Here is a 20886-nt window from a genome sequence, read left to right as displayed (position 1 = left end):
CGACGGTGATCTCCGGGTGTCTCCCGCTGCCGATCGTGTCACCCCCTACCGCCGCGTCACATCGCGGTCCGTGCGACGTCGCTCACCCCCGATCGGATGCCTCGGGTGCACTAGCGTCGAGGTGTCCGTTCCCGACCAGGAAGGATTTTCATGGCCGTCGAGCGTTCCGAACCGTCCTACCGGCTTGCTCTGCCGGAGCCCACGACCTCGTTCGAGCAGGACGCGGAGTACTGCGTCATCGACCTCGGACACGGGTGGACCGAGTACCGCTTCCACGACTACGACGAGCTGTTCAAGATCCCCGGCCTCTACGAGAAGCTGTTCTACGACATCCTGCAGTGCCAGTCCCCGGCCGTGGTCGCGGGCGCCCTGGCCGAGCAGCTCGACGCCGTGGGTGTCGACCCGTCCGGGCTGCGCGTGCTCGACGTCGGCGCCGGCAACGGCATCGTCGCCGAGGAGCTGCGCGCCCGCGGAGTCGGGAAGGTGGTGGGGATCGACATCCTCCCCGAGGCCCGCGACGCCGCCGAACGCGACCGCCCCGGGGTCTACGACGACTACCACGTCGTCGACCTCACCGCCCTCGACGACGAGACCGTCGAGAACATCTCCTCGGGCGGCTTCGACGCCCTGACCTGCGTCGCCGCGCTCGGCTTCGGTGACATCCCACCCGCTGCGTTCCGCACCGCGTTCGACATGGTCGCCGACGACGGCTTCGTCGCGATCACCCTGCGGGACGACTTCCTGACCGACGGCGACACCTCCGGGTTCGCCGGCCTCATCTCGTCGCTGCTGGCCTCCGGCGAGCTCGAGGAGCTCGGCGCGACCGTCTACCGGCACCGGCTCGCGACCAGCCGTGACCCGTTGCTGTACCGGGCCGTCGTGGCCCGCAAGCGCCGCCCGCGCGACTGACCCGGCGCGTTCGCACCGGTCCGCGCCGCGTCGACCGGTGCGAACGCGCGGCCGCGAGACCTTCCGGACATCCCGGGTTAGGTAAGCCTCGGCTATTGTCCCGGCGTGCTCCGACGACTGATCATCCTGCTGGCCCTCGCGGGCCTGCTCACCGCCTGCGCCTCCGATCCGGGCCCGGCCGCCGCGCCGTCCGGCTCCGACGGCGCGTTCCCCGTCCGCATCGACAACGCCTTCGGCACCGCGGAGATCCCCGCCCGCCCGCAGCGCGTGGTGGCCCTCGGCGTCACCGACGCCGACCCCGTCCTCGCCCTCGGCGTCACCCCGGTCGCGCTGGCCGGCTACGCCTTCTACGAGGAGACCGGAGGGCTCGGGCCGTGGGCTCGCGGCCTGGTGCGGGGTGAGGCACCGCAGCTCCTCACCGAGACCGAGCCGAACCTGGAGCGCATCGCCGCGCTGCGCCCGGACGTCATCATCGCGCTGTCCTCGAGCATCGACCAGGCCGCCTACGACCAGCTGACCGCGATCGCGCCGGTCGTCGCGCGGCCCGCCGGCACGATCGCGTTCGGGGTGAGCCGCACCGACCAGATGCGCGCCGTCGCCACCGCGCTGGGTGAGACCGCGCGCGGCGAGGAGCTGATCCGCACCGCCGACGCCGCGTTCTCCGACGCCGTCGCTGCGCACCCGGAGTTCCGCGGCAAGGTCGGCGCCACGGTGCTGCCCTTCGACGGCAAGTACGGCGCCTTCACCGCCGCCGACGCACGCGGGCAGTTCATGACCGGCCTCGGCTTCGCGCAGCCGCCGGCGATCGCCGAGCGCGACGACCGGAAGAGCTTCTACGTCGAGGTCTCCTCCGAGCAGGCCGGCCTGCTCGACGGCGACGTGCTGGTGATGCTGGCCGACGAGGGCGCCACGAAGCAGCAGGTCGACTCCGACCCGGTCCTGCGGCAGGTCCCGGTCGTCGCCCGTGGCGACATGGTCGTGCCCGACGCCGACACCCGGGGCGCGATGACCTACAACAGCGTGCTCTCGGCCCCGTTCGCCCTGGAGCGGCTCGTCCCCCAGCTCGCCGAGAGGCTCCGCGACTGATCCGGGTTAGGGTCCCTGCGTGACTGTGATGGAGCGGTTCCGACTGGACGGCCGGGTCGCCGTCGTCACCGGTGCGTCGTCCGGCCTCGGTGTGGCCTTCGCGAAGGGCCTCGCCGAGGCCGGCGCGGACCTCGTGCTGGGCGCGCGACGGGTCGACAAGCTGGCCGACACGGTGGCACTGGTCGAGGCGACGGGTAGGCGCGCGGTCGCCGTCGCCACCGACGTGGCGAAGCCCGAGGACTGCCGGGCGCTGGCGCAGGCCGCCGTCGACGAGTTCGGTCGGCTCGACGTGCTGGTGAACAACGCCGGGATCGGCACCGCCGTCCCGGCCCTGAAGGAGACCCCCGACCAGTTCACCTCGGTCATCGACGTCAACCTCAACGGCTCCTACTGGATGGCGCAGGCCTGCGCGGCGCACATGGCGCCGGGGTCGAGCATCGTCAACATCTCCTCGATCCTGGGCCTGACCACGGCGTCGCTGCCGCAGGCGGCCTACTCCGCGTCCAAGGCGGCGATCGTCGGCCTGACCCGCGACCTGGCCCAGCAGTGGACCGGGCGGCGCGGGATCCGGGTCAACGCGGTCGCCCCCGGCTTCTTCGCCTCGGAGATGACCGAGCAGTACCCGGACGGCTACCTGGAGCGGATGACCGAGCGGATCCCGGTGGGCCGCAAGGGCGACCCGGAGGAGCTGACGGCGGCCGTGCTGTTCCTCGCCTCGGCGGCCGGTGGCTACGTCACTGGTCAGACCTGGGCCGTCGACGGCGGCATGACGATCACCTGACCCGACCGGCCCGGATCGGATCGGAGGTCCCGGGGGCGCCGCGCGGCACCCCCGGGACCTGCGCACTCAGCTGCGGGGCACGTCGTCGGACGCCGGGGTCAGGCCGGAGGCGGGCACCAGGTTCCAGCGCTCCAGCGCCGCCCGCACCTGCTCGGCGGCGTCGACGTTGAGCGGACCCGAGGTCCACAGGGCGTAGGGCAGGTTCAGGAAGCGGTTCTCCCGGACCGCGGGCAGGTCGCGGGTGTCGGGGCGGCTCTTGAGCACCGCGACCTTCTCGGCGAAGGTCTGCGGCGGATAGTCGACGAACAGGAACGCGGCGGGCTGCGCCGTCGCGACCCGCTCCCACGAGACCTGGGTCCAGGTGTCGTCGACGTCGGACAGCGCGTTGCGCGCCCCGGCCGCTTCCATGATCGCCTGCGGGGCGCCGAAGCGGCCGCTGGAGTACGGCGACTCGGTGCCGCTGTCGAACAGGAACACCGTCGGCGGGGTCGCGGCCTTCGGTGCCCTCCCCAGAGCGGCGAGCCGGTCGTCGAGGTCGGCGACGACGCGGTCGGCGTCGGCGGTGTGCCCGGTGATCGTGCCGAGGTTGTGCAGGTCCTCGCGCAGCGCCGTCCAGGGGTCGACGATGCCGCGGGCGCGCTGCCCGTCGGCCTGACGGCAGGACTCGGTCAGCACGTACGGGGCGATGCCCTGCTCGCGCAGCCGGGCCGGGGTGAGGTTCTTCTCCTCGCTGTAGCCGTAGTTCCAGCCGGCGACCATCACGTCGGGGTCGCGGGCCAGGACCGTCTCCAGGGTCGGGTACTGCGGCGCCGCCTGGGCCAGGCCGTCGACGGCGGCGCCGTAGTGGCGGCGCAGCGTCTCGGCGTCGCGCTGCATGCTCGACACCGCGGCGACCCGGTCCTGGGCGCCGAGCGCCAGGACCATCGAGATCATGTTGCCGTCGTTGACGAACATGCGCTGCGCCGGGGACGGGAACGACGCCGGGGTCCCGCAGTTCGTCACGGTGACCGTGCCGGCCGGGGCATCGGCGGCGGGCGGTGCCGGGGCCGGGGCCGAGCAGGCTGCGAGGGCGACCGCCGCCGCGGCGAGGACGGCGGACAGCCGCAGTGGACGGGTGGGCACGAGCGTCACGGAGTCTCCCCGGGTAGGTCGAGCAGGAGGCGGGACCGCCCGGTCACCGGGTGCGTGACGCGGGCGGCGGCGACCCCGAAGACCCGTGAGACGGTGTCGGGGTCGAGGTCGGGCACGGCCGGGAGGGCCCGGCCGTCGTGCAGCACGACGAGGCGGTCGCACCAGCGGTCCGCGAGGTCGAGGTCGTGCAGGCTCACCACGACGGTCCGGCCGAGTGAGCGCACCAGCTCCAGCAGGCCCAGCGCGTGCCGGACGTCGAGGTGGTTGGTGGGCTCGTCGAGCAGCAGGACCCCGGCGTCCTGGGCGAGCCCGCGGGCGAGCAGCACCCGGCGCCGTTCCCCGCCGGAGAGCCGGTCGACCGGCCGGTCGGCCAGGCCGTCGAGCTGGACCGCGGCCAGCGCGGCGGTGACCGCTGCCCGCTCGGCCGCGTCGCCACCCGACCACGGCGGCCGGTGCGGGACCAGGCCGAGCGCGACGACCTCCCCGACGCACAGGTCCGCGGGGAGGTCCTCCTCCTGGCCGACGAAGGCGATCCGCCGAGCCCGCTGCCGGGCCCGCATTGCGGTCAGCGGGGTGCCGTCGAGCAGCAAGCGGCCCGCGGCGGGTCGGCGGATCCCGGCGAGGGCGCGCAGCAGGGTGGACTTGCCGCTGCCGTTGGGCCCGACGACGCCGAGCACCTCGCCGGGCTCGACCGCGAGGTCGACCCCGGCCAGCACGGTGCGCCCGCCGAGCACGCAGGACAGGGTCTCGGCACGCAGGCTCATGCCGTGCTCCCGGCGGTCCGGTAGCGGCGACGCCCCATCAGGACCAGGAACACCGGGGCGCCGATCAGCCCGGTGACCACGCTCAGCGGCATCTCGGTGGGCCGCACCGCGATCCGGGCGGCGACGTCGACGACGACCAGGAACAGCGCCCCGGCCAGCGCGGACACCGGGACCAGCACCCGGTGCCGGGAGCCGACGAGCAGCCGGGCCAGGTGCGGCACGACCAGCCCGACGAAGCCCACCGCGCCCGAGACCGCGACCAGCACCCCGACCGCGGTCGCGCAGACCGCGAACAGCGCCGCCCGAGCGGCGGTGACCGGCACGCCGAGCGCCGCCGCGGTGTCGGGTCCGGCGTTCAGTGCGTCGAGCCAGCCGCTGGAGGCCAGGAACAGGACGAGCACCAGCCCGACGGTCACCGCGGGCACCGCGACCCGGTCCCACTGCGCCCCGGACAGGCTCCCCAGCAGCCAGAACAGCACGGACTGGGCGGCCGCCGGGTCGCCGGCGCGGAACACGAGGAAGCTCGCCGTCGCCGAGAACGCCGAGCCGAGCACGGTGCCGGTGAGGATCAGCCGGATCGGGGTGATCCCGCCCTGCGCGACGGCGATCGCCCCGACCAGAGCCCCGGCCACGAGGGCTCCGAGCAGCGCCCCGGTGAACAGCGCCCAGGTGCCGAGCGCACCCAGCACCCCGGTGGTGATGACGGCCGTGGCGCCGACGCTCGCGCCGGAGGACACCCCGAGCAGGTAGGGGTCGGCGAGCGGGTTGCGCACCAGGGTCTGCACCCCGGTGCCGGCGAGCGCGAGGCCCGCACCGACGATCGCGGCGAGCAGCGAGCGCGGCATCCGCAGGTCCCACACGATCGTCGAGACCGGGCCGGGACGGTCCTGCAGCACCGCGTCGACGACCCTCGCGACGGGGAGGACCTCGGCGCCGAAGGCGAGCGAGCCCAGGAGCGCGACCGCCAGCAGCGCGGCCAGGGCCACCGTCACCGTCGCGGAGCGCACCGACCGTCGTTCCCACACCTGCACAGTTCATCATGTGGCGGCAGCTCGGTGGCTGCGGGGAAGATCACCGAGCGGGACGCAGGTGCACCCGTAGCCCGGCGAGCCGCGGTCCGCCGGACCCGCCGGGGTGCACCTCGACGAGGCCGGTGGCCGGAAGGGTGGGCCGGGCGTCGGGGAAGTCGTCGCGCAGCACCTCCAGCATCGTGCGCAGCTCCAGCCGGGCCAGGTGCGCACCGGCGCAGAAGTGCGGGCCGTGCCCGAACGTCAGCGGATGTCCCTGGGTCGGGCGGGCGTCGATCCCCCGGATGTCGACGAGCACCGGAGCCCCGGCGGGCAGCGCCCGTCCGGCGAGGTCGAGAGCGGTGCGGGCGAAGCGCCACAGCGAGTAGGGGGCGGGCGGGTGGACCCGCAGCACCTCGGTGACCAGCGCGTCGAGCTCGTCGGCGGTGCGGCCGGCGAGCCCGGAGTCCAAGGCGTGGGCGACGACGTAGCCGAGCGCGGCGTCGGTGGTGAGCTGACCGCCGAACACCAGGCCGAACACGAGGTAGCCGACCTGGGCGTCGTCGAGGTCGGGCAGGGCCGCACGCAGGCCGGCCGCGACGCCGTCGCCGGTCCCGTCGGTGACCGCGGCCGTGCCGATGGCCTGCAGCCGTCCGAAGGCGGCGCCGGCCACGGCCGGGTCGGGGCTCCACATCGCGCGACAGGCGTCGACGGCGTCGTCGAGGAGCCCCGGCGGGGCACCGACGACCTCGAGCACGACGGCCAGCGGGTACCGGATGGTGACGTCCTCGGTGAGGTCGACCTCGCCGGGGCCGAGGCCGTCGAGCAGGCCGGCGGCGAGGGACCGGATCCGTCCGGCGTACGGAGCGAGCGCGCGGGCCGACAGCAGCGGGGCGTGCGCGCGGCGCAGCCGGGCGTGCCCGGCGCCGTCGGCGGTGGTGAGCGACAGCCGCTCGGCGGCCGGGGGTTCGAGGTCGGTGACGCCGGGCGGGGCGAGCGCGGGGTCCTTGGCGAACCGCGGGTCGGTGAGCACCCGGCGGGCGAGCGCCTCCTCGGTGACCACCCACACGGTGGGCCCGTCGGGGAGCGTCGTGCGCACGACCGGACCTGCGGTCGGCGCGGGGTCCGGTTCGGACAGCGAGCGGGTACGGGCGGTGAACGGGCACGTCATGGCTCGATCGTGCCCGCGGACGCGGACACCTCCGGTCCTCAGTCGAGCAGCACCGTGCGCAGGTCGAGGCGGCGCAGCACCCGGTCGACGGCGTGCGGGTCGACACCGGGCTCGCGCCGCGCGGCCAGCACCTCGGTCCGGGCGGCCGCCAGCGCTGAGGCCTGCGCCTCGGCGAACGCCCGGCGGGCCTTCTTCACTGCCGCGATCCGGGACCGTTCCTCCTCCGACGGCGTCTGCCCCGACAGCACCCGCTCCAGCCGTTCGACGCGCTCCCGCATGGCGGTGCCGACCTCCTCGGGCAGGCCGCGGACCGTGCGTTCGAACTCCAGGGTGGCGACGGCGGCCCGGCGCGCCCGCAGCACGATCTCGCGTTCGGCCCGCTCCTCGGCGTCGGCCTCGTCGTCGATGTCGAGGGCGCGGACCAGCATGCCCAGGGTGAAGCCGGGCACGAGCAGCGTCACGAACAGCACCGACACCGCGATGAGGACGAGCTCGTCGCGGGCGGGGAACGGCGCCCCGGTCGCGGTCTGCAGCGGCAGCGACAGCGCGAGGGCGAGCGTCGCGAGGCCCCGCATGCCGCACCAGGACAGGAGCACGGCCTCGCGTCCGGTGAGCGGGGCGGCGCCGGCCGCGGCGGCCCCGTCGGCGTCGCGGGCCAGCACCCGCCAGGCGACGACCATCCAGAGCACCCGCACCGCGACGACGACCACGCACACGACCGCCGCGTGCGCGAGCATCGTCGGCAGCTCGTCGCCCGCGGCGAGCACGACCTGGCGCAGGTCGAGCCCGATCAGGCCGAACGCGAGCCCGGTCACCAGCAGCTCGACGACGTTCCACAGCGAGGACTGGGTGAGCCGCTCGGCCGCCTCGTCGGCGTCCGCCCCGGCCCGCAGCTGCAATGCCAGCACGACGACCGCGATGACCCCGGACGCGCCGAGCTCCTCGGCCGCCAGGTAGGTGGCGAAGGGCAGGACCAGGGTGAGCGCGCTGCGTCCGGTGGCGTCGGTGACCCGGCCGAGCACCCGTCGGGCCAGCCAGGCGACCCCGAGACCGATGAGCACCGCCCCGGCCGCGCCGAGGACGAACCGCAGCCCCAGCCCCAGCGGGCTCAGCTCGCCGCCGGAGACGGTGGCGAGCACCGCGGCCTGGAACACGACCAGGGCTGTCGCGTCGTTGAACAGCCCCTCGCTCTGCAGCACGGCCACCACCCGGCGCGGGATCGGGACCTGCCCGGCGACGGCCTCGACCGCCACCGGGTCCGGCGGGGCCACCATCGCGCCCAGCGCGATCGCCGCGGTCACCGCGATCCCCGGGACCAGCAGCCACACCGTGCCCGCCACGACCGTCGCGGTGACCAGCACCAGCGCGACGGCGAGCAGCGCGATGGACCGCCACCGGGCCCGGAACACCGCCCACGACGTGCGCTGCGCGGTGGCGAACAGCAGCGGCGGCAGGAACAGCGGCAGGATCAGCTCGGGGTCGATGACGAACGCGTCGGGCAGGCCGGGCAGCAGCGCGACGACCACGCCGAGCACCACCATCAGCGCGGGCCAGGGCAGCCGCAGCCGGTCCCCCACCCCGACCAGGACGACCGCGGCCACCATCATCCCGACGAGCACGAGCAGCATCTCCACGGACCGACACCCTGCCCTCCTCGCCGCCGGACGGCAGCCGACGCGCCGTGCCAGGATCACGGCGAGACACCCGCCACCGACCCGAGGAGGTCCATCCCGTGCCCCGCAACCCCTACGACGAGCTGCCCCAGGTCCCGTCGTTCACCCTGACCAGCACCGACCTGGCCGACGGCACCGCGCTCGCCACCCCCCAGCTGTCCGGGATCTTCGGCGCGGGCGGCGAGGACGTCTCGCCGCAGCTGTCCTGGTCCGGCGCGCCGGAGGGGACCCGGTCCTACGCCGTGACCTGCTACGACCCGGACGCCCCGACCGTCGCCGGGTTCTGGCACTGGGCGGTGTTCAACCTGCCGGCGTCGGTGACGTCGCTGCCGTCCGGCGCCGGTGACGACACCGGGTCCGGCCTCCCCGAGGGCGCGGTCCAGCTGCGCAACGACGCGAGCCTGGCCCGCTACCTGGGCGCCGCCCCGCCGCCCGGGCACGGCCCGCACCGGTACTTCTTCGTGGTGCACGCCGTCGACGTGCCCACGCTGGACGTGCCCGCCACCGCGACGCCCACGTTCCTCGCCTTCACCCTGTTCAGCCACACCGTCGGCCGTGCCGTCCTGGTCGGGACGCACGCGAACCTGAGCTGAGGCCCGCCGGCGTGGACGCGGACGCGGAGCTGGACCTGCTCTACCGGGTCCCGCCGGAGGACTTCGTCGCCGCGCGCGCCGCCGCCGTCGCCCGGGCCCGCGCCGAGGCCGACACCGACTCCGCCCGGGCGATCGCCGCCGCCCGGCGGCCGACCCGGGCCGCGTGGCTGGCGAACCTGCTGGTCGACGACGCCCGCGACGAGGTCGAGGGGCTCCTGGCGCTGGCCCCGGTGCTCGCCGACGCCCAGCGCTCGCTCGACGGCGCGGCCCTGCGGGAGGTGTCGGCGCAGCGCACCCGGCTGGTCGGTGCGCTGGCCCGGCGGGCCGCGGCCCTCGGCCGCGCCGCGGGGGCCCGGGTGGACCCCGGCCTGGAACGCGACGTGCGGTGGGTCCTGGAGTCGGCGCTGGCCGACCCGGAGCTGGCCGACCGCGTGCGGTCGGGACGGCTGGAGCGCTACGAGCGACACAGCGGCTTCGGCCCGCTCGCGGAGCCGGACTCCGGGCCACCTGCGCCGCGGACCTCGCCGCCGCACACCTCGTCACCGCCCACCTCGACGGACCGCGACGCCGAGCCTGCACCAGGCACCGGGGCTCCCCCGGACACCGGCGCATCCCGACCGGACGGCGACGGGGAGCTGTCCCGGCGCCGGCGCGAGGCCCGGCGCCGGGAGGCCGAGCGCCGGGCCGCCGAGGAGCAGGAGCGGCGCGCGGCGCAACGGCACGCGCGGGCGGTCGCCGAGGCCGAGAAGGCCGTCGAGACCGCCCGGCTGGCCGCCCACGACGCCGACCGGGAACGCGAGGACACCCGCGACCGCGCCGCGCTGGCCGCGGGGCGCCGCGACGACGCGCACCGCCGCGTCGCGGAGCTGACCGCCGAGCTGGCCCGCGCCCGGTCCGCCGCCGAGGACGCCGACCGCGCCCGGGACGAGGCCGAGCGCGCCGCCCGGGACGCGGCGGCCCGGGCCGACCGGGCCGGGGAGGACCTGGCCCGCGCCGAGGAGATCCTGGACGGGCTGCGGTCGGACTGAGGAGGACCCGTCCCTGCCCGGCCGCCACCGGGCACGGCGGCGAGCGGTGCCGCCACCCGTCCGCGGACCCGTGGCATCCTGGCCCGGATCCGACAACGAGGAGCTCCCGTGTCCGACGATCCCCGCCGTCACATCCGTGCCCCCCAGCAGATCAAGGACCACAACGACGACCTGCTCGCCCGGCGCGACCGCGGCGACCTGCCGTTCGAGCTGCCCGTCCTGACCGTCCCCGGCCGGCGCAGCGGCCGGCCGCGGCACACCCCGCTGACGGTGTACGCGACCGGCGGGGAGCGGTTCGTCGTCGGCGGGTTCCCGGGCGCGGACTGGATCGTCAACGTCCGGGCCGCGGGCGGGCACGCCACGCTGAGCACCGGGCACGACGCCGAGCCGGAGCCCGTCGTGCTGGTGGAAGTGCCGCCGGAACAGGCGCGCACCGTCCTCGAGGCGTGGCCGGAGGTCACCCCGGACGGCGTCGCGATCATGATGGAGAACGGGATCGTCACCGAGCCGACGCCCGAGGCGCTCGGTGCGCTGACCGGCATCTGCCCGGTGTTCCGCATCGACCCGGCCCGGTAGTCCTACGACGCCGGCGGCCGCGCGTGGCACGGTGACCGGTATGGACATCGGCATCGTCTTCCGGCCCGAGCTGCCCCCCGAGGAGCTGCCGGGCGCCGCCCGTGACGTCGAGGCCGCGGGGCTGGACCAGCTGTGGCTGTGGGAGGACTGCTTCCTGCACGGCGGGACCGCCACCGCCGCCGTCGCGCTGGCCCGCACCGAGGCCCTGACCGTCGGCGTCGGGCTGTTCCCGGTGCCGCTGCGGAACCCGGCGGTCGTCGCCATGGAGATCGCCTCGCTCGCCCGGCTGTTCCCCGGCCGGTACCTGCCGGTCCTCGGGCACGGCGTGCTCGACTGGATGGGCCAGGTCGGCAATCGGGTCACCTCGCCGCTGACCCTGCTCGCCGAGCACACGACCGCGGTGCGGGACCTGCTCGCCGGGCGCGAGGTCACCCGCTCCGGGCGCTACGTCCGTCTGGACCGGGTCCGGCTGGACCACCCGCCGACGACCGCGGCGCCGGTCCTGGTCGGCGGGCGCGGGCCGCGCACCCTGCGGCTGGCCGGGGACCTCGCCGACGGGGTCCTGCTCGACTCGGGTCTGACCCCCGAGGAGGTCCGGTCCTCGCTCGGGTCGTGCGGGCCGGGCGGCGCGGCGGACGGCTTCCGGCGCATCGGCTACGTCGCGCTGCCGGAGGGTCCCGCACTCCCGGAGCGGCGGCGGGCGGTCGAGACGATCGTCACGACCTACGCCGCGGCCGGGCTGGACACCGTCGTCCTGGTCCCGCCGACCGACGCCCCGGACCCGCGACCCTGGCTGGACGCCGCGTCCGCGGCCCGCAGGACCCTCACCTCGGAGCGGTGAAGCCCGCCCGCAGCTCGCGCTTGCGGATCTTCCCCGTCGCGGTCCTGGGCAGCGGCTCGTCGGTCCACCGCACGTGCGCGGGCGCGGCGAACTCCCCCACCCGCGCGGCGACGGCGGCGCGGACGGCGTCGTCGTTGCGAGCCGCCCCAGGGCGGGCCCGGACCAGCGCGGCGACCTCCTCGCCCAGCCGCGGGTGCGGCATCCCGAGCACCGCCACCTCCAGCACCCCGTCGACGGTGTGGATCGCCGCCTCCACCTGCGCGGAGTACACGTTCTCCCCACCGCGCAGCACGACGTCCTTGCACCGGTCCACGACGTACACCCAGCCGTCGGTCACGTGCCCCAGGTCGCCGGTGCGGAACCAGCCGTCGACGAACGCCTCGGCATCGGCGTCGGGCCGGTTCCAGTAGCCGCGGACCACGTTCGGGCCGCGGAACCACAGCTCGACGACCTCGCCGTCGCCCAGCGCCTCCCCGGCCGGGCCCACGACCCGCAGCTCGGCCCCCGGCGCGGGCCGGCCGACCGAGTCGGGGCGGGCCCGGTACTCGGGCCCGGTGTTCGCGCAGATCGCCGAGGTCGTCTCGGTCAGGCCGTAGCCGTTCGCCGCACCGGCGCCGAGGTCGCGTCCGATCCGGGCGACGAGCTCCGGCGGCACGGGTGCCCCGCCCATGCCGACCGTCCGCAGCGAGGCGAGGTCGGCGGGGTCGGCGCCGTCGAGCAGCTCCGCCGTCGTCGACGGGACACCGTTGGAGCGGGTCAGCCGCTCGGCCCGGACGACCGCCCGCGCCGCGGCAGGGTCCCAGCGGTGCAGGGTCGCGAGCTTCGCCCCGCCGAGCACGGCGCCGACGAGGCCGTTGATCCCGGCGATGTGGAACATCGGGTACATGAGCAGCGTCCCCTGCTGCCCCGGCGGCGGTTCCGTCCCGGCGTCGAGCGCGGTCGCCCGGGCGGTCAGCGCGACGTTGAGCAGGTTCGTCACGTGGTTGCGGTGGGTGCCGACCGCGCCCTTCGGGCGGCCGGTGGTGCCGGAGGTGTAGAGGATCGTCGCGTCGTCGTCGGGGCCGGGCGCGCTGTGGCCGACCGGGTCACCGGGACCGTCGGTGCGCAGCCCGAGGTCCTCCCACTCGACCACCGGGCCGGGCGCGGGCGCCCCGCCACCGCGGACCCGCACGACGGGCACCCCGAGGCCGCGAGCGCTGCCATCGGTGCCGCTGCCGCACAGGGCGGCGCACCGCTCCGGGTCGGCCACGACCACCCGGGCACCGGAGTCGGCCACCGCCCATGCCAGCTCGGGCGCGCTCCACCAGGCGTTCAGCGGCACGACGACCAGGCCCGCGACCTGCGCGGCGAAGAAGACCACCGGCCACTCCGGCAGGTTGCGCATCGCGATCGCGACCCGGTCACCGGGGCGCAGCCCGAACCGCCCGGTGAGTACGCCGGCCAGGTCGGCGACCAGGCTCCGGTGCTCGCCGTAGGTGCGCCGCTCACCCTGGTACACGGTGAAGGTGCGCTCCGGCCAGGCCGCCGTCGCCGCCCACACCTCGGCCAGGGTGTGCGGGCCACGCCGGTAGACCCGCATCGCGACGCCCCGCACCTCGGCGTCGACCAGCTCGAACTCCCCGCCGGGTGCGGTCAGCGCCGCGATCACCGGGCCGAGTCCCGTCGTCGCCGCTCGGGTGTCGTTCCTCGGGGTGTCTCCCATCGGCGCACCTCCTCGTGCCCGTCCGTCCTACCCCGGCGGCCGCTCCGACGGAAGCGGTGATCGTTCGCTCACGACAACGATCGTGTCCGGACTCACCGCGCCCCAGTACGTCCGTACCATTTAGGCTCGGGTCGTGATCCCACGGTGAGTTCCCGCCCGTCGCTGTCCGGATGGTGGCGCTGGCCGTTGCTCGCCGCCCTCACCGTGCTGGTGACCGCCGGGCTCGCCACGGTCGACGTGCCGTCTCCCGCCCTGTTCGCCGGGCTGCTGGTCGCGACCGTGCTCGCGCTGTCCGGGCTCGGCCCCACCCGGGTCGCCCGCCCGGCGACGTCAGCCGCCCAGGCGGTGATCGGTGTCGTCATCGGCCTGCTCGCCCGACCGGACACCCTGGCAGCGGTGGCCGCGGAATGGCTGCCGGTGCTGCTGATCAGCCTCGCGACGCTGCTGCTCAGCATGGGGTCCGGGCTGCTCATGGGGCTGCAGCGCGGGGTCACCCCGCTCACCGGGATGCTCGCGCAGACCGCGGGCGGTGCGTCCGGGCTGGTCGCGATCAGCCGCGAGCTCGGCGGCGACGAGCGCACCGTCGCCGTCATCCAGTACCTGCGGGTCGGTCTGGTCACCGCGACGATGCCGGTGGTCGCCGCGTTCGTCTACGGCGCCTCGCCCGGTGCCCCGGCCGCCGCGGGCACGGGCCCCGGCGCGCCGTGGTGGGTCGGGCTCGCGGTGACCGCGGTGTGCGTGGGCGTCGGCGTCCCGCTGGGGAAGGTCGCGCGGGTCCCTGCCGGGGCGCTGCTCGGGCCGATGGTGGTGGCGCTGGTGATCAGCCTGGCCGGGTTCTCCCTCGACGCGTCGGTGCCGCTCCCGATCGTCGACGTCGCCTACGCCGTCATCGGCTGGCAGGCCGGGCTGCGCTTCACCCGGGCCGCGCTCGGCACCGTCGCGCGGGTGCTGCCGCTGGCGACCGCCCTGATCCTGGGCGTCGTCGCGCTGTGCGCCCTGCTGGGGCTGCTGCTGTCGCACCTCACCGGCATGACCCCGCTGGAGGGATACCTCGCGACCACCCCCGGCGGGATCTACGCGGTGCTGGCGACGGCGATCTCGTCCGGCGTGGACGTCACCTCGGTGGTCGCGGTGCAGGTGCTGCGGGTGATCCTGATGCTGCTCGTCGCACCGTGGACCGCGCGGATGGTCGGGCGGCGCCTGGGCCCCGGCACCGGGGAGTGAGGCCCGCTCAGCGGACCCGCGCGACCCGTCCCGGCGGCGGCGCCGGGACCGCACCGGGGTGCAGCACGGCCGCGACCGCCTCCACCCCGTCGACCAGGCGCGGACCGGCCCGCACGACGTAGGACGCCGAGTCGATCGCGTGCACCGGGACCCCGGCGGGAAGCCACGGCAGCGCCGCGCGGGCCTGGGCGAGCGCGTCGTCGAGCCCGAACCCGCAGGGCGCGACCAGCACGGCGTCGCACGGGGGCAGGTCGGCCCGGTCGACCGCGGTGCTGCGCCCACCCGGGGCGGCGGCCACCGGGACACCGCCCGCCGCGGTGACCAGGTCGGGCACCCAGTGCCCCGGCAGGAACGGCGGGTCGGTCCACTCCAGCACCAGCACCCGCGGCGCCGGGCGGCCCCGCACCGCGGCGGCCACCGCGTCCAGGCGCGCCGACAGGCCCGCGACCAGCTCGCCGGCCCGGTCCGGCACCCCGGCCGCGGTGCCGACCGCGGTCACCACGTCGAGCACGTCGGCCAGCCGGTGCGGGTCCAGCGACAGCACCCGGGCCCGGGTACCCAGCTCGGCCTGCACCTGCGCGACGGTCGAGCCGGGCAGCGCGCACACCGCGCACAGGTCCTGGGTGAGGATCAGCTCCGGGTCGGCGGCGGCGAGGCGGGCGCGGTCCACCTCGTACAGCGGCAGCCCGGCCACGGCCCGCTCGCGGACGACGGCGTCGATCTCCCCCGGCGACGCGGCGGGCGGCAGCGCGGTGTCCACGACCACCGGCACCCGGTCCCGCACCCCCGCCGGGTCGTCGCACTCGAAGGTGACGCCGACCAGGTCGGCGGCCAGGCCGAGCCGCCCGGCGATCTCGGTGCCGGCCGGGAGCAGCGACGCGATCCGCACACCGCGCAACGGTAGGCGGTGGCGTGCGCCGCGACGAGAGGGAAGGATCGCCGCATGACCGTGCACGAGCGCGCCGGGACCCCGGCCCGCCCCGAGGACCTCGTCGACGTCGACGCGCTGCTGGCCGCGTACGCCACGACCCACCCCGACCCGTCGGTCGACGTGCAGCGGGTCGCGTTCGGCACGTCCGGGCACCGCGGGTCGGCGTTCACCGCGACCTTCAACGACGACCACATCGCCGCCACCAGTCAGGCGATCGTCGAGTACCGGGCCGCCCAGGGCACCGACGGCCCGCTGTTCCTCGGCCGCGACAGCCACGCGCTGTCCGAGCCGGCCTGGCGCACCGCGGCCGAGGTGTTCGCGGCCAACGACGTCGACGTCGTCGTCGACTCCCGGGACGGGCTGACCCCGACCCCCGCGATCTCGCACGCGATCCTGGTCACCAATGCCGGGCGCGACGGCCGGCACCTGGCCGACGGCGTCGTCGTCACGCCCTCGCACAACCCGCCCGCCGACGGCGGCTTCAAGTACAACCCGCCCGACGGCGGCCCCGCGGGCACCGAGGCGACGACCTGGATCGCCGACCGGGCCAACCAACTGCTGGAGAACGGCCTGAAGGAGGTGCGCCGCGCCGCCCGGTTCGACGCCGCGGCCGCGCACCGCTACGACTACCTCGGCACCTACGTCGACCAGCTCGACCAGGTCCTCGACATGGCCGCGATCCGCGACGCCGGGGTCACCATCGGCGCCGACCCGCTCGGCGGCGCCTCGGTCGACTACTGGGGCGCGATCGCGCAGCGCTGGGGCCTGGACCTGACCGTGGTCAACCCGGCCGTCGACCCGACGTTCGGGTTCATGACCCTGGACTGGGACGGGAAGATCCGGATGGACTGCAGCTCGCCGTACGCGATGGCGTCGCTGCGGGCCCGGATGGAATCCGATCCGGCTCCCTTCACCATCGCCACCGGCAACGACGCCGACGCCGACCGGCACGGCATCGTCACCGCCGACGGCGGCCTGATGAACCCCAACCACTACCTCGCCGTGGCCATCGGCTACCTGTTCGCCCACCGCCCCGGCTGGCCCGCCGCCGCCGGGATCGGCAAGACCGCGGTCAGCTCGTCGATGATCGACCGGGTCGCCGGTGACCTCGGCCGGACGCTGGTCGAGGTGCCCGTCGGGTTCAAGTGGTTCGTGCCCGGCCTGCGCTCGGGCGAGATCGGCTTCGGCGGCGAGGAGAGCGCGGGCGCGTCGTTCCTGCGCCGGGACGGCTCGCCCTGGAGCACCGACAAGGACGGCCTGCTGCTCGCCCTGCTCGCCTCGGAGATCACCGCGGTCACCGGCTCGACCCCCAGCGAGCACTACGCCCGGCTGACCGAGCGGTTCGGCGCCCCCGCCTACGCCCGCACCGACGTCGCCTGCTCGCGGGAGGACAAGGCGGCGCTGTCGAAGCTGGACGCCGGCGCCGTCACCGCCACCGAGCTCGCCGGGGACGCGATCACCGCGAAGCTCACCCGCGCCCCGGGCAACGACGCCGCGATCGGCGGGCTGAAGGTCCTCACCGACACCGGCTGGTTCGCCGCCCGCCCCTCGGGCACCGAGGACGTCTACAAGGTCTACGCCGAGAGCTTCCGCGGGCCGGAGCACCTGGCACGCATCCAGGACGAGGCGCGCGGCGTCGTCTCGGCGGCCCTGGCAGGATCGGGCGCGTGAGCAGCAAGCACGCACTCGGGTTCGGCATCGACATCGGCGGCTCCGGCATCAAGGGCGCCCCGGTGGACCTGCACAAGGGCCGGCTGGCCGCGGAGCGGGCGCGGATCCCGACGCCGCAGCCGTCGACACCGGAGGCGGTCGCGGAGACCGTCACGCAGATCCTCGACGAGTTCGACTGGCGTCACTCCTTCGGCTGCACGTTCCCGGCGGTCGTCACGCACGGGGTGACCCGCACCGCGGCCAACGTGGACCGGGCCTGGGTCGACTGCGACGCGGCCGCGGTGCTGCGCCGGGTCACCGGCCGGCACGCGGTGCTGGTCAACGACGCCGACGCCGCGGGCGTCGCCGAGGCCGAGTTCGGCGCGGCCGCCGACCACCACCACGGGCTGGTGCTCGTCGTGACCCTCGGGACCGGCATCGGGTCGGCGCTGGTCAACCACGGGAAGCTGGTGCCCAACACCGAACTCGGGCACCTGGAGCTCGACGGGTTCGACGCCGAGTCGCGCGCCGCCGACTCCGCCCGCGAGCGCGAGGACCTGGACTGGGAGCAGTGGGGCGGGCGGCTGCAGCGCTACTTCACCCACGTCGAGAACCTGCTGTGGCCGGACCTGATCGTCGTCGGCGGCGGGGTCAGCAAGAAGTTCGAGAAGTGGTCGCCCTACGTGCGGACCCGCACCAAGCTCGTCCCGGCCGGGCTGCTCAACGAGGCCGGGATCATCGGGGCAGCGCTGCTGGCGCACGGCTGACCCTCGTCCGGTGCCGGATCTCGTCGTGCAGTAGTTTGCGGTGCTCACGATCCTGCGAGCACACTGCAGTGACTGCACGACTGCACTCCCCGCTCGGGTCGAGGGTGCGAGCCGCGCGCCGGGACCAGCGGGAGAGGCGGGACGGGCATGATCGGCGACATGCTGACCGACCAGGAGGCACGCTGCCACGGGCTGCGGGAGCGCAAGAAGGTGCGGACCCGCCAGGCGCTGCGCGCCGCGGCACTGGAACGCGCCCGCACCCAGGGCCCGGACGCGTTCACCGTGGAGGAGATCTGCGCCGACGTCGACGTCGCGCCGCGCACGTTCTTCAACCACTTCCCGTCGAAGGACGCGGTGCTGTTCGACTGGGACGCCGCCTCCCTCGCCGAGCTCGCCACCGAGGTCCGCGCCCGGCCCGAGTCGTCCCCGCTCGGGGCCGCGACGGCGGTGCTCGCCGAGGTCGCCGAGGCGCTGACGACCAGCCCGACCTGGCACGGCCAGATGGAGCTGCTGCGCACCCACCCCGAGCTGCGCCCACGGATCGCCCACGTCGGACGGACCGTGGAGCAGACCGTCGCCGACGCGCTCGCCGAGCGCGACGGCACCGACACCCCCACCACGGCCCACCGGCTCGCCGCGGCCGCCGCGATGGCGATCATGCAGGTCGCCGTCGCCGGCTGGCTGGCCGCCCCGGAGGGTCCGGCGGCCCGCCAGGTCTACGGCGACGTGCTGGCGGCCGCCCGGGAGTCCTTCGCGGCGCTGCCGGACTGAACGCGCCCCCGGCTCAGGCCGCCGGCGGCCCGTAGGTCAGCCGGACCACGCCGTTCTCGTAGCCCTCCGACTCGCGCAGCCGCAACGGCACCCGGACGCCCTCGGCGAACAGCCGCAGCCCGGCCCCGAGCGACACCGGGTAGACGAACAGGTTGAGCGTGTCGACCAGGCCGTCGGCGAGCAGCGCACGGACCAGGGTGACGCTGCCGGAGACGTAGATGCCGCCGTCGGTCGCGTCCTTGAGCTGCTGGATCCGCACCGGGTCGTACGGGCCGAGCACCCGTGAGTTCTCCCACTCCAGCGGGTCGGCCAGGGTCGAGGTGACGACGTGCTTGGGCGCGCCGTTGAAGAACGCCCCGCCGGACTCGACGTCGTGGCCGCGGGCCGACCAGGACGGGTGGAACATCTCGTAGGTGGTGCGGCCGAGCAGGATCGCCGCGTCGGTCAGCCGGCCGATCGCCTCCCCCATCGCGTCGGGGAAGCCGTACTCGGCCGTCCACGACGGGTCGGACACGACCCCGTCGAGGCTGATGAACTCGTGCACGTCGATGGTGCCCACCGTGGTCTCCCGAGGTCCGGTACGGAGGTGACGGAGGTAGGACCGCGGCCCGGCCCGGATCTCATCGGCTCGGCTCAGGCCAGGTCCGCGACGGTGGACGCCGCGCCGCGTGACCACAGCGACTCCAGCGCGGTCCGGAACGCGCCCGCGAACCGCTCGTCGGAGCCGAGGCCGCCGAACACCCCGCGGTGGGACAGGAACGACCCCGGGGTCTCCCGTTCGGCGCGGGCCAGCGCGGTCATCTCCTCGGCGAGACGGTCCTGCTGGGGGATCTCGCGGCCCTGCTCGTCGGTGCCCTCGGCGTAGCGGCACCACCCGGCGACGACGGCCGCCGCCCGCGCGACCGGCCCGCCCGCGGCCAGCTGCTCGCGCACCACCGGCAACAGGAAGATCGAGATCCGGTCGGAGCTGCCGTAGTTGATCCGCATCAGCGTGTCGGCGACACCCGGGTTCGCGAAGCGTTCCAGCAGGGTGTCCTTGTAGGCGTCGAGGTCGATGCCGGGCACCGGGCGTAGCGTCGGGGTGGCCTCGTCGTCCATGTAGGACCGCAGGAACGCCGCGAACGTCGGGTCCTGGGCGACCTCGTGCACGTAGCGGTGCCCGGCGAGGTAGCCGAGGTAGCCGAGCGCCTGGTGGGTGGCGTTGAGCAGGCGCAGCTTCATGAACTCGTAGGGGACGACGTCGTCGACGAGCTGGACCCCGACCCGCTCGAACTCCGGGCGGCCCGCGGCGAAGTGGTCCTCGAGCACCCACTGGGTGAACGGCTCACACACGACCGGCCAGCCGTCGCGCAGCCCGAAGCGCTCGGCGAGGGCCTCGCGGTCGGTGTCGGCGGTGGCCGGGGTGATCCGGTCGACCATCGAGTTCGGGAAGGTGACCGACTCCGCGACCCAGGCGCCCAGCCCGGCGTCGCGGAGCTGCGCGACACCGGTGAACACCCGGCGGGCGACGTCGCCGTTGCCCTGCATGTTGTCGCAGCTCATGACCGTGAGCGGGCCGGTGCCGCGCTCCCGGCGACGCGCCAGCGCCTCGACGACCAGCCCGAACGCCCCGGTCGGGGCGGAGCCGGCGGCCATCGCGTCCAGGTCGGCGCGGATGCCGGGGAAGTCCGGGTCGAACTCGCCGGTCTTCTGGTCGATCGCGTAGCCGCCCTCGGTGATCGTCAGCGAGACGATCCGGGTGTCGGGGTGGGCGATCCGCTCGATGACGGCCTCGGGGTCGTCGGGGGCGTAGAGGTAGTCGACCAGCGACCCGACCACCCGGGGCGTCAGCGTCCCGTCGGCCTCCTTCAGCACGAGCGTGTACAGCCCGTCCTGGGCGGCCAGCACGTCACGCATCCGGTCGTCGGCGGCGAGCACGCCGACCCCGCAGATCCCCCACTCCGGCGCCCCGCCGGACGCGAGCAACGCGTCGACGTACATCGCGAGGTGCGCGCGGTGGAACCCACCGACGCCGATGTGGACGATCCCGCGCCCCACGGCGGCCCGGTCGTAGCCGGGGACCTCCACGCCCTCGATCCCGTCGGCCCAGATCCCGGTCTCGTCCAGCGAACGCATGGTCCCCCTTGCCACGTCCCCCGCGCCCCACGGCGCCGTCGGGTGAGACGCCGACCCTACCGCTCGCACCGTGCCGCGCAAGCGCTTCCGCGAGAAGCCCCGCGAACTGGTCCTACAACCGGTAACGCCTACGAAACAACGTCGTACGCTGCGACGATCAGAGATC

Annotated in this window: 20 protein-coding genes; 11 read left to right on the top strand and 9 right to left on the bottom strand. The window is 75.4% G+C overall.

What is annotated here, in order from left to right; translation table 11 throughout:
- Positions 1 to 150: 150 nt before the first annotated feature.
- The 3 genes from KPL59_RS26690 (at position 151) to KPL59_RS26680 (ending at position 2776) form a co-directional block, all read left to right on the top strand.
- On the top strand, positions 151 to 909 hold the full coding sequence (locus KPL59_RS26690; protein WP_226352524.1) for a class I SAM-dependent methyltransferase: 759 nt from the start codon (positions 151 to 153) through the stop codon (positions 907 to 909).
- Between the two features lie 267 nt (positions 910 to 1176).
- Positions 1177 to 1995, top strand: a complete 819-nt coding sequence (locus KPL59_RS26685; RefSeq protein ID WP_374111670.1) for an iron-siderophore ABC transporter substrate-binding protein — start codon at positions 1177 to 1179, stop codon at positions 1993 to 1995.
- A 19-nt stretch (positions 1996 to 2014) separates the two neighbouring features.
- Positions 2015 to 2776, top strand: coding sequence for an SDR family NAD(P)-dependent oxidoreductase (locus KPL59_RS26680; protein ID WP_226352522.1), 762 nt, complete (start codon positions 2015 to 2017; stop codon positions 2774 to 2776).
- A gap of 66 nt (positions 2777 to 2842) precedes the next feature.
- Here the strand turns inward: KPL59_RS26680 and KPL59_RS26675 are convergent, their stop codons facing one another.
- From KPL59_RS26675 to KPL59_RS26655, 5 genes are read right to left on the bottom strand one after another with little or no spacing between them, the layout of a single operon-like run.
- Positions 2843 to 3907 (bottom strand): ABC transporter substrate-binding protein, encoded by a 1065-nt coding sequence (locus KPL59_RS26675; RefSeq protein WP_226352521.1) that lies wholly within the window; start codon positions 3905 to 3907, stop codon positions 2843 to 2845.
- Positions 3904 to 4671, bottom strand: a complete 768-nt coding sequence (locus tag KPL59_RS26670) for an ABC transporter ATP-binding protein (protein ID WP_226362403.1) — start codon at positions 4669 to 4671, stop codon at positions 3904 to 3906. Before KPL59_RS26670 ends, KPL59_RS26675 begins: the two co-directional genes overlap by 4 nt.
- Complete coding sequence (locus KPL59_RS26665) at positions 4668 to 5696, bottom strand: iron ABC transporter permease (RefSeq protein WP_226362402.1); 1029 nt, start codon at positions 5694 to 5696, stop codon at positions 4668 to 4670. The genes KPL59_RS26670 and KPL59_RS26665 overlap by 4 nt, the downstream gene beginning before the upstream one ends.
- Before the next feature lie 46 nt (positions 5697 to 5742).
- The gene (locus KPL59_RS26660) at positions 5743 to 6849 is read right to left on the bottom strand and encodes a cytochrome P450 (RefSeq protein ID WP_226362401.1); all 1107 of its coding nucleotides are present in this window, start codon (positions 6847 to 6849) and stop codon (positions 5743 to 5745) included.
- A gap of 38 nt (positions 6850 to 6887) precedes the next feature.
- Positions 6888 to 8477, bottom strand: coding sequence for a Na+/H+ antiporter (locus tag KPL59_RS26655; protein WP_226362827.1), 1590 nt, complete (start codon positions 8475 to 8477; stop codon positions 6888 to 6890).
- A 104-nt stretch (positions 8478 to 8581) separates the two neighbouring features.
- Between KPL59_RS26655 and KPL59_RS26650 the strand changes: the two genes are divergently transcribed.
- From KPL59_RS26650 to KPL59_RS26635, 4 genes are all read left to right on the top strand, one after another.
- Positions 8582 to 9115 carry a YbhB/YbcL family Raf kinase inhibitor-like protein gene (locus tag KPL59_RS26650; RefSeq protein ID WP_226362400.1) on the top strand — a complete coding sequence of 178 codons (534 nt, stop codon included), beginning with the start codon at positions 8582 to 8584 and terminating at the stop codon, positions 9113 to 9115.
- A gap of 11 nt (positions 9116 to 9126) precedes the next feature.
- On the top strand, positions 9127 to 10143 hold the full coding sequence (locus KPL59_RS26645; protein WP_226362399.1) for a hypothetical protein: 1017 nt from the start codon (positions 9127 to 9129) through the stop codon (positions 10141 to 10143).
- Positions 10144 to 10251: 108 nt separating this feature from the next.
- A complete protein-coding gene (locus KPL59_RS26640; RefSeq protein WP_226362398.1) occupies positions 10252 to 10719 on the top strand; it encodes a nitroreductase/quinone reductase family protein in 468 nt (155 codons plus the stop codon).
- Positions 10720 to 10759: 40 nt separating this feature from the next.
- On the top strand, positions 10760 to 11560 hold the full coding sequence (locus KPL59_RS26635; protein ID WP_226362397.1) for an LLM class flavin-dependent oxidoreductase: 801 nt from the start codon (positions 10760 to 10762) through the stop codon (positions 11558 to 11560).
- On the opposite strand, the gene KPL59_RS26630 is transcribed toward KPL59_RS26635, so the two are convergent.
- Positions 11544 to 13262 carry a class I adenylate-forming enzyme family protein gene (locus KPL59_RS26630; RefSeq protein ID WP_226362396.1) on the bottom strand — a complete coding sequence of 573 codons (1719 nt, stop codon included), beginning with the start codon at positions 13260 to 13262 and terminating at the stop codon, positions 11544 to 11546. The two genes, KPL59_RS26635 and KPL59_RS26630, sit on opposite strands and share 17 nt — an antisense overlap.
- 144 nt (positions 13263 to 13406) lie before the next feature.
- Here KPL59_RS26630 and KPL59_RS26625 point away from each other — a divergent pair, with 144 nt between their 5' ends.
- Positions 13407 to 14486 carry an AbrB family transcriptional regulator gene (locus KPL59_RS26625; RefSeq protein ID WP_226362395.1) on the top strand — a complete coding sequence of 360 codons (1080 nt, stop codon included), beginning with the start codon at positions 13407 to 13409 and terminating at the stop codon, positions 14484 to 14486.
- Between the two features lie 7 nt (positions 14487 to 14493).
- Here KPL59_RS26625 and KPL59_RS26620 read toward each other — a convergent pair whose 3' ends face one another.
- A complete protein-coding gene (locus KPL59_RS26620; protein WP_226362394.1) occupies positions 14494 to 15375 on the bottom strand; it encodes an ABC transporter substrate-binding protein in 882 nt (293 codons plus the stop codon).
- 54 nt (positions 15376 to 15429) lie between these two features.
- Between KPL59_RS26620 and pgm the strand changes: the two genes are divergently transcribed.
- From pgm to KPL59_RS26605, 3 genes are all read left to right on the top strand, one after another.
- Positions 15430 to 17088, top strand: a complete 1659-nt coding sequence (gene pgm, locus KPL59_RS26615; RefSeq protein ID WP_226362393.1) for a phosphoglucomutase (alpha-D-glucose-1,6-bisphosphate-dependent) — start codon at positions 15430 to 15432, stop codon at positions 17086 to 17088.
- Entirely contained in the window at positions 17085 to 17834 is a 750-nt protein-coding gene (ppgK, locus tag KPL59_RS26610; protein ID WP_226362392.1) for a polyphosphate--glucose phosphotransferase, read from the top strand. The genes pgm and ppgK overlap by 4 nt, the downstream gene beginning before the upstream one ends.
- A 159-nt stretch (positions 17835 to 17993) precedes the next feature.
- Positions 17994 to 18605: a TetR/AcrR family transcriptional regulator gene (locus KPL59_RS26605; protein ID WP_158071490.1), complete on the top strand. Its 612-nt coding sequence runs from the start codon at positions 17994 to 17996 to the stop codon at positions 18603 to 18605.
- Positions 18606 to 18618: 13 nt separating this feature from the next.
- Here the strand turns inward: KPL59_RS26605 and KPL59_RS26600 are convergent, their stop codons facing one another.
- Both KPL59_RS26600 and KPL59_RS26595 read right to left on the bottom strand, forming a co-directional pair.
- Positions 18619 to 19164, bottom strand: a complete 546-nt coding sequence (locus KPL59_RS26600) for a dihydrofolate reductase family protein (RefSeq protein ID WP_226353638.1) — start codon at positions 19162 to 19164, stop codon at positions 18619 to 18621.
- A gap of 74 nt (positions 19165 to 19238) precedes the next feature.
- Positions 19239 to 20720 (bottom strand): mannitol dehydrogenase family protein, encoded by a 1482-nt coding sequence (locus KPL59_RS26595; RefSeq protein ID WP_226362391.1) that lies wholly within the window; start codon positions 20718 to 20720, stop codon positions 19239 to 19241.
- Positions 20721 to 20886 lie beyond the last annotated feature (166 nt).

This window comes from Pseudonocardia sp. ICBG1142, assembly GCF_020496255.1.
Classification (GTDB): domain Bacteria; phylum Actinomycetota; class Actinomycetes; order Mycobacteriales; family Pseudonocardiaceae; genus Pseudonocardia.
The sequence above is the reverse complement of the archived record's forward strand: the minus strand, read 5'-3'. Positions and strand labels throughout refer to the sequence as shown.